This is a genomic window from Lysobacter korlensis (assembly GCF_042434515.1).
In genome coordinates this window covers 167,077-182,591 of sequence record NZ_JBHLTG010000004.1, presented here as the reverse complement: position 1 = coordinate 182,591, position 15,515 = coordinate 167,077, and the positions used below count along the sequence as shown (strand labels likewise).

Genomic DNA, 15,515 nt, shown 5'->3' with positions numbered 1-15,515 from the left:
GCCGAGCGGTGACGCCCGAGCGTCGGGCCGGGCGCTTGCTGAAGCGCCTGTTGGGCGCAGCCGACATGAGAACGTTTGCCTGCCACACGGCCGAGTTTCTCGAGCGCGAGGGCCTGGCCAGCGTCGTGGTCGGTTGGCGAATGGACGACGGCGTCTCCCATGTTCACGACAGGTCTGCTCTGCGCGAAGGAGACATGGAACTGGCCCGGGACGCCCGGTCAGGCGAAGGCTGGGCCGTCGACGAAGCGCGAGGGCGCGTTGCCTGTGCGATCCACTCCGAGGAAGGCCGGTACGGCTTCGGGCTCATCTGCGACGGTACCCAAGCCTCGCGGGTGCGCATCGAGGACCTCTGCGAACTGCTCGAGCCGCTCGCGGAGACCATGTTCGAAAAGTGCCGGATGGCCGATTCGATGCACCAGCTCGCGCGCTCCGAGCAGCTGCAGGCTGCGCTGTTCGAGATTGCCGACATGGCCAGCTCGGACATGGACCTGGGCGACATGCTGCCCGAGCTGCACTCGATCGTCGGCCGCTTCATGTACGCGGCCAACTTCTACATCACGCTCTACGACGATCAAAAGGACGCGTTGCGCTTCATCTACCTCAAGGACACGACCGACCCGATCGTTCGCGACGCCAATCAGTTCATCCCGATGTCCGTCATGGAAGGCGGGCTCACCTGGTACCTCATCCGCGACGCCAAGCCGCTGATGGGCGCGCCCAACGACATCCGCAGGCAGGTGTCCGGTCCCACCCGCGAAATCGGAATGGAGTGCTTCGACTGGCTGGGTGTTCCTGCGATCGTCGGTGAGCGCGTCCGCGGCGGTCTGGTGGTACAGAGCTACATCGAGCGTCCACGCTACACGGCCGCGGACCAGGCGCTGCTGACCTATGTGGGCAGCCACATCCTGACCGCGGTCGATCGCAAGCTCGCCCAGGAAGAGCTCGAGAGCCGGGTCCAGCGGCGCACGCAGGAGCTGCAGCACAGCGTCAACGTCCAGAAGGCACTGTTCCGAATCGCCGAGCTTTCCCACACGGCCACCAACCTCGACGAGTTCTACCGTTCAGTCCACCGCATCGTCGGCGAGTTCCTCGACGCGCGAAACATCTATATCGCCACGCTCTCGGACGACGGCCGCACCGTCCATTTCCCCTATTACGTCGACCAGTACGGCGGCAAGGGGCAGAGTCGACAGGTCGGCATCGGCGTGACCGAATACGGCATGCGACACGGCAAGCCGCTGATGCTGGACATGCGCGATCCATCAACAATCGAGATGATCAAAGCGCTCGAGGAACGCGGCGAGTTGCTGATCAAGGGCCGCGACTGCGTGACGTGGCTGGGAGTGCCTCTCGTGGTCGGCGAGCGCGTCGTCGGGCTGCTGGCCGTCCAGAGCTATACCGAAGGCGTGGGGTTCACCGAGCGAGACCTTCAGATCCTGACCTTCATTTCCTATCAGATCGCGAACGGCCTGGAGCGTCAGCGGGCGGCGGCCGATCTGCTCAATGCCTATGCCGATCTCGAGCAGCGGGTCGCCGAGAGAACTGTCGAGCTTTCCGAACAGATCGAAGTGCGCGAGCGCATCGAGCAGCGGCTCAAGCACCAGGTGCTGCACGATTCGCTGACGGGTCTTCCAAACCGGGCGTACCTGCGTGACCAACTCGTCCGTGCGTTGTCGCAGCGCTCCCGCAATCCGGACTTCCACTTCGCCGTCCTGTTTATCGACCTCGATCGCTTCAAGGTCATCAACGACAGCGTGGGCCACTTGGTGGGTGATGCGCTGCTGCAGGAGGTCGCAACGAGACTCTCGCGTTGCATCCGCGGCGGCCGCGACATGGTCGCGCGCCTGGGCGGGGACGAGTTTGCAATCTACATGGAAATGGACGGCGCCGACGGCTGCGTACGCATGGCCCGACGCATCCTGACCACACTTCGCGAGCCTGTCCGTGTCGAAGGCAAGGAGTTGTTCACCGGCGCGAGCGTGGGCATTGCGCTTTGCGCGCCGCATTACTCCTCGCCCGAGGACATACTGCGGGACGCTGACATCGCGATGTACCGGGCAAAGGCCGGCGGGCGCCACCGGTTCGAGTTGTTCGACGAGAAGCTGCACGACCAGGCGCTGGCACTTCTGGAGACCGAAAGCGACCTGCGCCGCGGGGCGAACCGACAGGAGTTCATCCCGTACTTCCAACCAATCGTGCGCCTGATCGATGGCAGCGTCGTGGGCTACGAAGCGCTGATGCGTTGGAACCACCCCGACAAAGGCATCCTTCCGCCAGGTGCGTTTCTCCATGTAGCCGAAGCAAGCGGGATGATGGAGATGCTGGACTGGCAGGTGTTCGAGCATGCAATGCGGGTTATCCCGCATCTGCTGGAGCCCGATCAGTACATCAATCTCAACTTTTCAGCGCGGCACTTCCGCTCGCCGATCATCGACGAGCGGTTTGTCCAGCTCATCAACAAGTGCGGAATACAGCCCCGCCAGGTCCGCATCGAGGTCACTGAAGGGGCGCTGCTGGAGAACTCCGAGCAAATAGGGGCCGTGTTCCGTCGCCTGCACGAGATCGGCATCGAGATCGCCCTCGACGACTTTGGAACAGGGTATTCGTCGCTCAGCTACTTGCATCGATTCAACATGCACACGCTCAAGATCGACCGCTCGTTCATTTGCGACCTGGAGGCGAACGAGGAGCGAAGCAGCACGGATGTCGTACGCGCGATCATGGCGCTGTCGACGTCGCAGCGCATGGAGGTGGTGGCCGAAGGCATCGAAACCCAAGGCCAGCGGGACGCCCTGATCGCACTAGGGTGCGAACTTGGACAGGGTTACTTCTTTGCCCGACCGCAGTCGCTTGAGGCGCTGATCGCCGGCAGGTGAGACGGGTTGGGGCCTGCCACAAACAATGGGAGGCGGCGCAGCCGAGGCGCCGTGCTTTCATAGAAAAACAAAACCTGCCCTTTTTGTCGCCCCCGGTCTCGCGGCGGACACGACATCGGACGACCGTGCCCGCGCGCGATGCGGACCCGCGTCAGCGGTTATCGGCCTCCAGCATGGCCCAGGCCGAAGCCAGCATGACCATCACCACTATCGCCAGCACCATGCTGACGGACGCAGCAGACCATTCGCCGTTGAACGAGTCGCGCCAACCCAGGTGCAGCAGGGGCGACGGCAGCAGAGCCAGCCAGCAAGCGGCTGCGCCCGTGATGATGCCGGCCCATAGCGGCCAGGTCGCTCGACGCTGACGGTGCGGCGGCAGTTGTCGCATGAGCCGGTCGCTGAAACCGTCATCGGAGATCGGACCGTCGAACTGCTTGCGCAACAGCGCTTCGATTTCATCTTGTGGCAATGGATTCATGGTGTTGTTTCCTCACACGCAGCAGCTCGCCATGCGGCCAACCAGCCCTGCAACTTCGCCTTTCCACGTGTAGCGTGGGTTTTCACGGTTCCAAGCGGCATCGCCAGCACGTATGCGGCCTCCTCGTGGCTCAAGCCCATTTGCGTGCAGTGCAGCAACACCGTTTGCTCCGCGGCTGACAGGCGTGCCACAGCCCGTTGGAAGTCAAGTTGCAGGTCCACGGCCTGCTCGGGTGCGTGCAGCTGCTCCGCCTCGCGTGCATCCGCATCGTCGGAAAGTTCCGATTTTTTCCGGCATCCTTGCAGGAAACACGAGTAGGCGATGCGGTAAAGCCAGGTCGAAAATTGCGCCTCGCCACGAAACTGGTGCAGCTTGCGCCACGCCTGCAGAAAAGCTTCCTGGGCAAGATCGTCGGCACCAGCTGCGTCGCCATTCAACAGACGGCGCAGCTGGGCGCGAACCAGGCCTTGGTGCCGCCGCACCAACTGGTCGAATGCGTTCCGGTCACCATTCAGCAGAACACGCGTCACGAGGGCCCGGTCGATGCGAGCCTCGGCGGCGCTGTCAGCCACGCATGTCACCGCGCCGGTTCAACCACCAGCTGGCGAGATAGCCCAAGCCGATCATCAGCGGCAACAGGCCCAGCCCCCAAAGGCTGCCGACGCTGAGCCCGTTGTCGAAGCGGCCCGGCAACGCGATGAGGGTCACCATCAGCCCGATCCCGGCGCTGATCAACACCAACGCCCGCCGCCTCTCGGAATACGCCACGTGCGGCTCGGCCAGAAGCTGCGGCGTCAGCTCAACGCCTTTTTCGGCAAGTTGCACCAGTGCGTCGTAGCGCGTTTTCGCCTGCCGATGGCGGTAGCGCAGAACGATCAGGACAATGAGTACAGGCGCCAGCATCAAGACGAATGGGACGAAGACATGAGGGGGCATGGTGTTGCTCCTGTGGTGGTTTCGGAATGGCGGACGTTGAGTTGTGTATGCAGTCGGGCGTTCATGGCTTCACGGTCCCGGCTGCCAGCAGATCGGCGATGCGCTCGGCCAGCAGCCAGTTCTCCGCGGGCCCTTCATTGCTGGTCAGGGCCACGGCCGCTCCGGTTTCCCAGACGATCGCCAGGTTCGCAGTCGTGCCCTCGATGCCGCCGGTATGCCCGCGGATATGGCGGCCATGCGAGAGGCGTTCGCCGAAGCCGGCTGCATAGCCGCCGGGGCCGGCCGGCACCGGGTCATCGAACATCTTGGCGAGCGTCGCCGGCTTGACCAGCTCGCCTTCGCGCAGGGCCCGCGAAAAACGGAGCAGGTCGGCATTCGTGGAATAGCTCGAACCGGCCGGAACGCCCTTGACCGGTAGTTTCATCCAGGCGGCTTTCCGTTCGGCCGCAAGCGGTCCGTCGCGAAAGTAGCCGACCGACAGGTTCGGAGTGATGTCTTCGATGGCGTCGAACCCACTGTCCGCCATTCCAGCTGGCGCAAACACGCGTTGCTGGACGTAGTCGAAATAGCTCTCGCCGGACACGTTCTCGATAATGCGACCAAGCAGGACGTAACCGGAGTTGCTGTAGTTCCACTGCTTCCCCGGCTCGCTCAGAACGGGTTGGCGAGCAATCAGATCGAGGAAGTCTTGCGGGTCGACGTACTGCTCCCGATTCTGGAAAAACTCGGGGACAAAGAAGTCGCCCAGACCCGACGTGTGATGCAGCAATTGCCAGACGGTGATGTTCCTGGCCGTCGCCTGGTCGGGATACTCGGGCACCAACTGGGCCAGCGTGGAATCCCACGACAGCTTGCCGGCCTCGACGAGCTGGGCGACGGCCACCGCGGTGAACATCTTGGTGAGCGAGCCGATGTGGAACCGGGTCCGGTGATCGTTCGCGACCCCGAAGTTGCGTTCGGCCAGGCCGCGGCATTCGTCGACGATGGTTTTCTTGCCGTCCGATACCGACAGGCAACCGGAAAAGTCGTCAGCCTGCGCCAGCCGATCCAGCGTGGTGTTGATCAGACGCTGCAGCTCCGCCTGGGATACAGGCCCCTTGGGCCAGGCGGCATACAGCGAAGGATCCTGCATCCCCACCATGTCGGCCAGCGCCAGCTTGTCCGGCTTTGCGGGGTCTGCCTCCATGACAAACAAGGCATGTCGGCCGGTGCGGCGACCCTTGACGGCAACCTGGAGCAGGCCGGGTTGGCGAGGGTGGGTGCGTACGTCATGTACGTCCACGCCGCCACTGTCGCGCGTCGCTACCACGAGCTTCTGCACGAAGCCCGCTTGCTCGGGCGGGGCGATGTCCGCAGACAGGATGGTCGGCGCCCACCGACGCATCTGGTCGGGGTTGCCGGCATTCACATGGTGGATCAGCTCCCCCGCGAGCCTGCCCGCCGCCGTGTCGGGCAATGTCGCCGGGGCCGCGCCGGCCACCGAGGCCAGGCAGGCGAGAAAGACGGCGCTGGCCGAAGCGGCAACAGGCCGGGAGTAACGTTTCATCAACGCCGTTCCATTTGAGGGGATTCATCAGTTAGATGCATCCACGGGCGCAAATGGATTCAACTTTCACACCAGGGCAGGCTAGCGCTGCCAAGGCGCGCTAGAGCGCCGCCTTGAGGGGCGCCCGCCACGGCGGCCTCTACCCGGCGAAGCCTGATGGCGGCCATGCCAGGCGGCGCAGCTGCGAGGGCACGTCGGATGCGTCGTCGTCGGTGGTCATCCACAGCGCGCCTCGCCCGTCGAATGCGATGCCTTCTACCTTGTGATGACCATCCAGCTGCGCGCGCCATGTGATGCTCCCGTCCTGCGCACACGCCAGCAGAACGCTGCCCTCGACCCGCCCATCGTCATAGGCATCCGACGTGTGTTCAGCCGACGCGCTGAGCAGCCATCCTCCATCGGTGCGCGCGGTCGCATCGCTGATGCCGAGAGGTACGCCCCCCATCCGCCCCAGGTCCAGCTCCGCGAAGCGGACGGCGGGTACCTGCGAGGTGCCACCGTCGGCCAGCAGGAACGCGATGACCGCGTCCAGGTCGATCCGGAACCATCCGTTCGACGGCGCTTTCGCGCTCGCACGGCTGAACAGATGCAGCTCATCGCCGACCACCAGCCCGGCCTCGATGTTCAACTCGGGGGTGTGGCGGCGCAGCAGCTCGTGCAATGGCGCCAGGCAAACGCGCCGCGGGCTGCTCTCGAGGCTTCCGTCCGGGGCGAGTGCCATCACGTAGCCGGCATCGCGCGAAGGGCGCGAACCCGAACCCCACGCGACCAGCATGCGCGGTGCGCCTGCACTCGCGGGCACATCGAATACCAGTTCCAGATCCTTCTTCCGCCGCTTGCGTTCCCCGTCGTCGGTCGGCAGTCGGCCTGCCCCAAGCGGCAGCATCTGGAAGGCCCCGGCTTCGACGTCATCTGTCGGCACGGTGATCAGGTGGTTCTCGTCATCGGCGACGAAGTAGAACCAGTCGCCGATGATGGCCAGGCCGCTGGCCGAGCTGATGTGCGGCTGTCCCCTGGGATGGGAAGCAGGATCGACTTCCAGTCGGCGTACCAGCGTTGTGGCGACCATGGCTAGACCAAATTGGGGTTCCTGCGGAGTATGTCCGCTTCGGTCGGAACGAGACATCGACAGGTCTGCAGCGTGCAGGCTGGACGGTCGACGCTCCCGCGATTCTGCTCCGCCGGAAACGCAACGGGGCCCCGAAGGGCCCCGTTGGTCAGCCTGTCCCGAAGCGTTTAGCGACGGAACTGGAACAGCACGAGCGGCGAGGTCTGGCCGCCCTGGAACTCGACATACATGCCGCGGCAGGTGCTGGCGTAGGTCTTCGGCGTCTTCCAGTTGAACTGCCAGTAGCCATCGCCGAGGTACTGCAGGCCGCTGGAGCCCGAGGCGTCCTCTTCGATCGCGTCCGTCGGCAGGCCGCCGGCGCAGGCATTGGCGGACGAGTACAGCGCGCGGAAGCTGGCGGGATCGTTGATCGGCGCGCCGTTGGCGTCCGTCAGGCGCCACTTCGTCGGGATGCTCTGCCCGGCCCTTGCCGAGTTCAGGATGCCCATGTCGATCGGGCTGTAGAACCCCTCGAAGTTGTAGATGGTCCGGAAGTGCTGGCATTGCGGCGCGCTGGTGAGGCCGGCCGCATCGGTACCGCGGACGCAGACGCGGTTCTCGCCGATCTTGGCGGCCGTGAAGCTCGCGAGCGCGCCCTCGAGCGAGGTATCGAATGCGTCGACCGCCGCCATCGGCATCCACGCGCCGTCGTTGAGCGAATACTCCGCCGAGGTGATCACGCTGCCGCCGGTGTCGACGTCGTTGATGATCGCCGAAACGGTAGCGGTGCCATTGAGGACGACGGGGTCGGGATTGACGTCGACGTCGGTCACGACCGGCGCGTCAACGTCGGACGGCCCGACATAGCCGACGTCGATCTGTACCGACGCCTTGCCGCCCGGGATGTTGCCCTTCAGCGCGAGGCTGCCGGTAACGGAGAAGCTGCTATCGAGCGTGATGTTGCTGACCGTCCAGCACTTGACGGCGCCGGCCTTCAGCGTGCCCAGCGGAACCGGGCCCACCATCGCGTTCTGCAGCTGGACGGTGATCGGGTGCTGCTTGTCATCGCTTGCCGTGTGGATCGTGATGCGGGCGAAGTTCGCCCGGCCGATCGAGCCCGAGGCAAGCCCGACGCTCGTGCCGCGGGCCTTGCCCGTCAGGCTCGAGCCGTTGTAGCTGAACTCGATCGGCGAATAGGTGAGTGACGTGGTGTTCGTGCCCCAGGGCACGTCACCACTGTTGGTCGCGGTCGCGGTCGAGACGACCACCTCTGGCGCGCCCGGTGCCTGGTTGGCGAGGTTGGTGAAGATGGCGGTGGCCTTCGACGGCGCGTTGTCGCAGCCGGCGGTGACTGTCGCGGCGGCGGCCTGCCCTGCGCATGCAGAAGCGATAAGCGCCACCGCGCCGAGCGCGCGCAGGCGCGCCGGCGATGTCTTGATGTTCATTTGTGCTCTCCCTGTTGAGCCCACTGGCTGGACGAGGCCGACCGGCCCGATCCTTGACGCGGTTTTCACCCGTGGTGTGAACCGCGTCACAAGAGTAACGGAACCCTGCCCACAGCGGGCGCTCGGGCATTCGTAAGCGTGCCGAGAATTTTTCGTGAAGAGCTTGCTAACGGCCCGGTGGAGGCTTATGCCCCCGCCTTGAGGCTTTGAGTGAGATGCGGGCGACTCCACCCCCATACAGAACCGTGCCAGCGCCGCCAGAACACCCGGAAGGCCCACCAGGCACGTTTCCGCGGCCGCTCGGATTGATAACGGCGGCTTCAGACGGCATCGCGGCCGCTTCAGACACCCGAACTAAGCCCGATCGCCCAGCGGTGTCGGCTGCAGCTCCCTAGTGGGACACGGCGCGTCGTGTCCCCGGTGACTCACGACGTGAGTGGCAGCCCGAACAGCGGGGTTACGACCGGCGCGGAAGGACCAGCACGCCGCTGCCCAGTACGCCGACCTGCAGCCTTTTGCATTTCCCAGCCAAGGACGCCAGCTTCGAAGCCTGACCGCTTGTTGGCACGCCGGCTGGTCACGTCCTCGCTCGTCAGTAGGCGCACCTGGACTGTCGGTGGCGAGCATCAACCCCACGCGATTGGCCTGAGGGGCTTGCCTCGTGCGCTATCGGCAAGAAGCGGACATTGGCTGCGCGATGCACGCTCAAGGAGCCTCCCGCGGCGCGGCGCTGGCTTGCGGAACTTGCTGCCCGCGGTTGCTACCGAGAAAGCTGCATGGGAGACCTACCCCGGCCTCGTCAAGCCTGATCTGCGGCTCCTCCTGAAGTCGCAACGACTTCATCGCGACAGCGCCACCGAATAGGCCCGCACTGATTGCCGCGAACGCGGCGCAAATGTCCGCGCATGGCGGGATGACGCGAGCACGCCGTCGTGAGCGGCCCGGTCAGCCGGCCGCGTGTACGCTCGCTAATGACACGGCGTCCTGATCCGTGTCCTGTCAGCCTGGGGAAATTGCATGACTTTGCGATTGCTAACCTGCTGTGCCGTCGCGATAGGCGTGGCCGGCGTGCTATCACCCACGCCTGCTTGCGCGCAGTGGACGAATCGCTACGAGAAGCTGTCGGATTTCGGTCACCACGTCTATTTCGAGCAGCACGAGCTGCCGATTCTGGCCGCCGGGCCTACCGATCCCGCACCGGCGCCTGACGGCAAGACCCTGGCCTTCGCGGCGAAGGGCTGGATCTGGCGCTTGAACCTGGAATCCGGTGTGGCCACGCGCCTCACCGATGGCAGCGGCGTGGACTCGCGCCCGCGCTGGTCACCGAGCGGCGATCGGCTGGCGCTGGTGCGCGATGACGGCAAGGACACCTCGATCGTCATCCTGTCCACCGCCACCGGGCGCGAGCAGGTCATCAATACGCCGTCGATCGAGCTGGATCCGGAGTTCTCGGCCGATGGCGACTACCTCTACTACAGCTCCGGCCGCGGCGGTGTACTGAGCCTCTGGCGACGCCACCTGTCGTCCGGTGTGGATGAGCAGCTCACCGATCTGCCGCAGGTCGAGCGCAATGCCCGTCGCATGCCCGGTGGGCTGATCTACCTGCACGGCAACCGCGAAAGCCGCGTGCTGCGCATGCGTGAGTTCGTCACGGGCACCGATCGGGTCATCCACGCCGAAACCCAGACCTATCACCTCACCGCCGATACCCACCCGAAGCAGCGGCTGATCGTCTACAGCGCGCCGATCGATAACGACTACCACCTGTGGACGCTCGATATCGACCATCCCACGGTCAGGCACCGGTTGACCGATGGCAAGTCGTTCGCACTCACCCCGGCCTTCAGCGCCGACGGCGAGCACGTGTACTTCGTGGATCTGGACGAGGCGCGCCAGTTCCGTATCAAGCGCATGCGCACTTATGGCGGCGAGGCGTCGCTGGTGGAGATCAAGCGATGGGACTACCAGGCGCCGACTGGCACCTTGTCGCTGTCGTTGACCGATGCAGCCGGCCAACCGGTCACCGCGCGGGTCGCGATCGCAGGATCGGCGAAATCGGGCACCGGGCATCCGGTCGCGTTTGACCGGGACGCCACCTATTTCGATTCGCAGACCGGCCGGCACTACTTTTACGTTCCGGGCCAGGCGACGTTGAATGTGCCCGTCGGCGAGTATCAGGTCACCGTCGCGCGCGGCCCGATGGTGTCGGTGGTTACTCAGAAGGTCCAAGTGCGCGCAGATGCGGCCGCGACCGTCGCCGCGACCCTGGCGCCGTTGTGGGATGCCAGCTCGGCGGGCTACGTCTCGGCCGACCACCACATCCACCTCAACGGGGATGGGCACCATCGCGCGACCCATCAGGACGCGCTGCGCCTGCTGGCAGGCGAAGACCTGAAGCAGGTGTCGCCGATGTCCTGGGATCGCTGGGAGCGCCGCATTGATGCGCCCCTGATCGGGGTTGAAACCACCGAGGCCGGACGCGTGGTGGATCAGGGCCAGGAGGTCCGTTCGCATTTCCACGGCCACGTCAGCCTGTTGGGCACCGAACGGCCGTTCGCGCCGTGGTTCTTCGGCCCGGGCAACCCGACGCTGGGCAATCCAGACCTCACCAACGGCGACGTGATCGCGTTCGCACGGTCCAACGATGCGTTCGTCACCTACGTCCACCCGATCGCGACGGACGTCGATCCGTTCACCCATCTCGAGGACGCGCCGATCCCGACGGAGTTGCTGTCGGATGCGGTGTTGGCCGACCGCATCGGCCTGGAAATGGTCTGCGCCTGGACCAGTCCCCTGGGCAATTCCCATCTCTGGTATCGCCTGCTCAACGTGGGCCAGCCCGTGGCGGCGATGTCCGGGACAGACATGTGGGTGGACTTCCACCGCACACCGGCCGTGGGCACGGGGCGGACATATGTGCGGCTCGATGCTGCAAATCCGACGGCCGAGGCGGTGCGCGAGGCGGCCGCGGTCGGCCGCAGTTTCGTCACTACCGGGCCGGCCCTGCTCTTCCAGCTGGGCAACGGCGTACAACCCGGCGGCGTCACGCCGGCCGGCCGGCAATCGTGGCGCGTCGAGTTGACCTCGACCGTCGCGGTGGATGTGCTTGAGATCCTGGTCAATGGCGCGGTCGTCCAGCGCCTGGGTGGCGTGGAGGCCGGCAAGAGCCGCACGTACACGGGCGAGACCACGCTCCCACAGGGCGGTTGGATCGCGGCGCGTGCATACACTTCGACACCCGTCGCGGACGCCTGGCCGACCATGCACGCCAGGCCCTTCGTCCACGCCTCACCGATCTGGATCAACCGCGTGGGCAGCACCGAAGCGCAGGCCCGTTCTGCTGCAGCGGCAGACCTGATCCGCGGCATCGATTTCGCCGAGCGCCGTGCGCGTTCCAGCTACGGGGAGGTCGAGATGCCGCGCATGCAGGCGCGATTCGACCAGGCGCGGGCGAAGCTGCGGCAGATGATCGAACCGGGGTCGCCAACGCGAGCTGACGATGAGGCTCCGCCGCCGCGGTCACGGTGAGTGGGCTGGGCTGTTCCAGCGCTGCGCGAAGGCGGGCGCTGGAACATTCGTCCGAGCAGCGGGACGGCAGCACAGTGCCCCGCTTCGCACACCGATCAGCCTGATCACTGGCGCCAGTCGAGCCTGGCGCCGCTGGATTTGGCCATGTCCGCTCTCGGCCAGAGGCGCACATCGAGAACATAGGCACCCCAACGCGCGGCCTGATCTTGACCGGCGCTGCCGAAGCGCGCGGTGCTGCAGGTGCTATGCCGGCAGGGCCAGCATGTCCGGTACCCGCGGGCAGCCCAGACAGGAGGCGATGAACTGGAGCGCCGGCATTCGACTCCGGCGCGTTCGCTCTACTGCGCTATCCGGCGCGTCTTCCCGCCGCGAGAAGCCCTGCAAGGACGGACGGGTCCAGTGGCTTGACCAGATGGTGGTCGAATCCGGAGTCACACGTGCTGGCCCGGTCGAGCTCCTGCCCGTAACCAGTCACGGCAATCAGCATCGTGCTCGCCGTACGCGGGTCCGCTCGCAGTTGCCGTGCAAGCTCGTTCCCGTCCATATCCGGCAGGCCGATGTCGAGCAGGCAGGCATCGGGTTGCTCAGCCAGGGCACGGGCGAGCCCCTGCCGCGAGCCGTACTCCACGAACGTTGCATGGCCCAGAGCCTCGAGGAACATTGCAAGCATGTTCGCGGCGTCCTCGTTGTCATCGACGACCAACACACGCATGGGGGTGACGACCGCCTTTAGGAGAGTCGTGCGCTCCACCTGCGGCGCGTCCTTCGAGGTAGCAATCCGCGGTAGACAGAGCGTGAACTCGCTGCCCGCGCCGGCACCAGCACTCTTCGCTGAGACCGTTCCATCGTGCAGTTTCACAAGGCTTCGGACCAGCGCCAGACCAATCCCGAGCCCGCCCTGGGTGCGGTCGGAAGTGCGTTCGGCCTGGGCGAACAGTTTGAATGCATGCGAGGTCATGTCAGCCGACATGCCGATACCGTTATCGCTCACCTTCACCGACACGTGCGCCGGTTCGACCTCCATCGTCACGTGAACGCGGCCGCCCTCGGGCGTGTATTTCGCCGCGTTATTCAGCAGGTTGCTCAGCACCTGCACGAGCCGCTTGCGATCGCCCCGCACGTTGGCTGCCTCCGGCGGCAGATGGACGGTGAGCGAATGGCGGCGCGCCTCTATCAGCGGCCGTACCTGCTCCACGGCCTCGCTGACCACGCGCTTCATATCTACGAACTCCATCTCGAGCAGCACGAGGCCGCGCGTCACCCGCGAGACGTCGAGCAGGTCGTCGACCAAACTCGTTAGATGCCCGACCTGCCGCGAGATGATGGCGCTGGTAGACCTCACCCGCGCCGGGTCGGCGCCGGGCAACGACAACAGGTCTGCTGCGGCGCGGATCGGCGCGAGCGGGTTGCGCAGCTCGTGCGCGAGCATCGCCAGGAACTCGTCCTTGCGGCGGTCCGCATCGCGGGCCTCCTGCTCGGCATGCTTGCGCGCGCTGATGTCGCGGAAAAAGATCGCTAAGCGGTCGCCCGGGATCGGATAGACGCGCAGTTCGACCCAACGTTCGACCCCCGAGGCCGCCTGATAGAAGTATTCGAGCGTGCCCGGCTCTCCGCTGGCAAAGGCCTGCCGATACATGGCCTCCACGGCCGAATTGGCCGCCTCGGGAACGGCCTCCCATTGGTTGCGCCCGATCATCTCTTCCGCGGTCCGCTGCGCGAGCTCCAGGCCAACCTCGTTGACGTACTCGATTGTCCAGTCGCGGCGGAGCAGCTGGAAGCCCTCGGCCATGTTGTCGAATATGGACTGGCTGAGGTCGCGCTGGGCGCGCAGCTCATCCTGAGCGCGAGCAGCTTCCACCGCGAGCCAAGTGCGCCGGGCTACTTCTTCCATCGCCTCGATTTCGTCGGCCGCCCAGTCGCGGGGTGCGTCGCTGTGGGCGACGAGCAATGCGCTCAAAGTACCTCCGCTACGCACCGGCACCAGCAGTTGCGCGCGGCCACCCTCGTGCGCGTACGCCTGCGCGCTGGCTGCGGTTCGGGGGTCGAGCCTGACGTCGCCGTTCGCGACGAGGCGGCCTTCCCGAAGCTCGCGCGCGAGCTCGGTGCCGAAATCGTCGAGCACGAACGTCCTGCCAGCGATGTCTTCGACACCGGGTGCGGTCCAGCTGCGTTGCACGAAGACCGTGGCACCGTCCGGGTCTACCAAGGCATACAGCACGCGCGATGCCTTCAGGCGTTTGCCGAGCAACTCGCTCGCCGCGTCGATGATCGCGTCGGGCGAGGTCAAGGCGCGGATGCGGTCGGACAGTTCGAGCTGGAACGCTTGGCTGGCACGCACCGCGGCGAGCTCCTGGACGCGCTGCTCAAGCGCCCGGGTCGCGAGGTGGCCCGACGTTATGTCGACACCCTGCACAAAGATGCCGGTGACCTGCCCGTCCGTGCCGAAGATCGGTTGGTAGACCAGATCGATGAAGAGTTCGATCGGCGGCCCCTCGCTCTCGCGCTGGACGAGCGCCTGGCGGGCTTTCAATACGACCGGCTCGCCCGTCTCGAACACCTGGTCCAGGAGTTCCTTGAAACCCTGATCGCGCATCTCCGGCAGTGCGTCGAGCACTGGCTTGCCAATGATGTCGCGATGGCCAACCAGCTGGTAATAGGACCGGTTGACCATTTCAAAGACGTGTTCGGGGCCGGTCAGCACCGCGATGAAGCCGGGCGCCTGGTCGAACAGGAGCTGCAGCTCGTTTCGCTCCATCTTGAGGATGCGCGCCATGGCCGCATGCATCTGCGGGCGGTTCGCCTCGCTGATGTCGGGCACCGCATTCGCCCCCGGCTTGAGGAAGAACCGCCGAGACTCGGGATCGACCCGGTACAGGTCGGTCACGTCCATCGGGCTTTGCGACACGAAGGCCACATTGCCCTCGTCGTCGAGGACCGGCGTATGCACCACGCTCCAGTAACGCTCGTCGAACACGGTGCCATCCGCCGTTTCGCGCGGAACCGAGTACCGAAACAACGGGCTGGTAACCGGCTCGCGCGCCGAAATGGCGAGTTCGATCGCGCGCTTGACCTCGCGCAGGTTCGTCGAATCCGGATCGGAAGGGTTCGACGGGAACGCATCGAAGATGTGTTTGCCGATGATCTCGTCCGCGCGGCGCCCCGTGGCCTGCAGATAGGCCCGATTCGCGTCGAGCAGCACCAGGTCGGTTCCGATCAGCAGGAACGGGTATGGCGCGGTTTGGAAATGCGCGGCGAAGTTGACTGGACGCGGCATACGGATGAGCTTCGGACTCGAGCGGATCGTTCGCGGTGGCGAACATTCCCGGAATGCCGTGCCCACCGCCTGGCTGCGCAACGTAGCACCGGCGAGGTGACCGGTACTGCGTGGGGAGCGCGGATGCGCGACGGAAGGGGCTGCCGCTACTACTGGCGAGCGGCGGCCCAGCTAATCGCAATGTCGGCTCTGGGTTGGAAGCTGCCCTTGGCTGCTGCAGAAGAGCCGTCACTACGAAGGCAGCGCTACGCCGCGTTCTTCTCGGCAAAGGGTATGCATAGCTAGGTCACGGCGGCTGACATGTCGCTGGTTCGCCACGACCCACGCCCGGCAGGGCAGGCGAGTCGGCAGACGGCCCGCCCTACCCGCCTTGGCGCACTCCAC

The 15,515-nt window shown here is 65.5% G+C and carries 9 protein-coding genes; 2 read left to right on the top strand and 7 right to left on the bottom strand.

What is annotated here, in order from left to right; all coding sequences use genetic code 11:
• The first annotated feature begins 8 nt into the window (after positions 1-8).
• Positions 9-2,876: an EAL domain-containing protein gene (locus ACFFGH_RS17320; RefSeq protein ID WP_386670536.1), complete on the top strand. Its 2,868-nt coding sequence runs from the start codon at positions 9-11 to the stop codon at positions 2,874-2,876.
• Between the two features lie 151 nt (positions 2,877-3,027).
• Here ACFFGH_RS17320 and ACFFGH_RS17315 read toward each other — a convergent pair whose 3' ends face one another.
• The 6 genes from ACFFGH_RS17315 to ACFFGH_RS17290 all read right to left on the bottom strand — a co-directional run bounded on the left by ACFFGH_RS17315 (position 3,028) and on the right by ACFFGH_RS17290 (position 8,329).
• Positions 3,028-3,354, bottom strand: coding sequence for a DUF5056 domain-containing protein (locus ACFFGH_RS17315; protein WP_386670534.1), 327 nt, complete (start codon positions 3,352-3,354; stop codon positions 3,028-3,030).
• A complete protein-coding gene (locus ACFFGH_RS17310; RefSeq protein ID WP_386670532.1) occupies positions 3,351-3,926 on the bottom strand; it encodes an RNA polymerase sigma factor in 576 nt (191 codons plus the stop codon). Before ACFFGH_RS17310 ends, ACFFGH_RS17315 begins: the two co-directional genes overlap by 4 nt.
• Positions 3,919-4,290 (bottom strand): DUF6249 domain-containing protein, encoded by a 372-nt coding sequence (locus ACFFGH_RS17305; protein ID WP_386670530.1) that lies wholly within the window; start codon positions 4,288-4,290, stop codon positions 3,919-3,921. The genes ACFFGH_RS17310 and ACFFGH_RS17305 overlap by 8 nt, the downstream gene beginning before the upstream one ends.
• A 61-nt stretch (positions 4,291-4,351) precedes the next feature.
• Positions 4,352-5,836, bottom strand: a complete 1,485-nt coding sequence (locus ACFFGH_RS17300; RefSeq protein WP_386670529.1) for a serine hydrolase domain-containing protein — start codon at positions 5,834-5,836, stop codon at positions 4,352-4,354.
• A 139-nt stretch (positions 5,837-5,975) separates the two neighbouring features.
• The gene (locus tag ACFFGH_RS17295) at positions 5,976-6,962 is read right to left on the bottom strand and encodes a DUF6929 family protein (RefSeq protein ID WP_386670527.1); all 987 of its coding nucleotides are present in this window, start codon (positions 6,960-6,962) and stop codon (positions 5,976-5,978) included.
• A 110-nt stretch (positions 6,963-7,072) separates the two neighbouring features.
• A complete protein-coding gene (locus ACFFGH_RS17290) occupies positions 7,073-8,329 on the bottom strand; it encodes a PxKF domain-containing protein (protein ID WP_386670525.1) in 1,257 nt (418 codons plus the stop codon).
• 1,017 nt (positions 8,330-9,346) lie between these two features.
• On the opposite strand from ACFFGH_RS17290, the gene ACFFGH_RS17285 reads away from it, so the two are divergent.
• Positions 9,347-11,857: a CehA/McbA family metallohydrolase gene (locus ACFFGH_RS17285; RefSeq protein WP_386670523.1), complete on the top strand. Its 2,511-nt coding sequence runs from the start codon at positions 9,347-9,349 to the stop codon at positions 11,855-11,857.
• A 346-nt stretch (positions 11,858-12,203) separates the two neighbouring features.
• Here ACFFGH_RS17285 and ACFFGH_RS17280 read toward each other — a convergent pair whose 3' ends face one another.
• On the bottom strand, positions 12,204-15,131 hold the full coding sequence (locus ACFFGH_RS17280; protein ID WP_386670522.1) for a hybrid sensor histidine kinase/response regulator: 2,928 nt from the start codon (positions 15,129-15,131) through the stop codon (positions 12,204-12,206).
• Between the last annotated feature and the right edge of the window lie 384 nt (positions 15,132-15,515).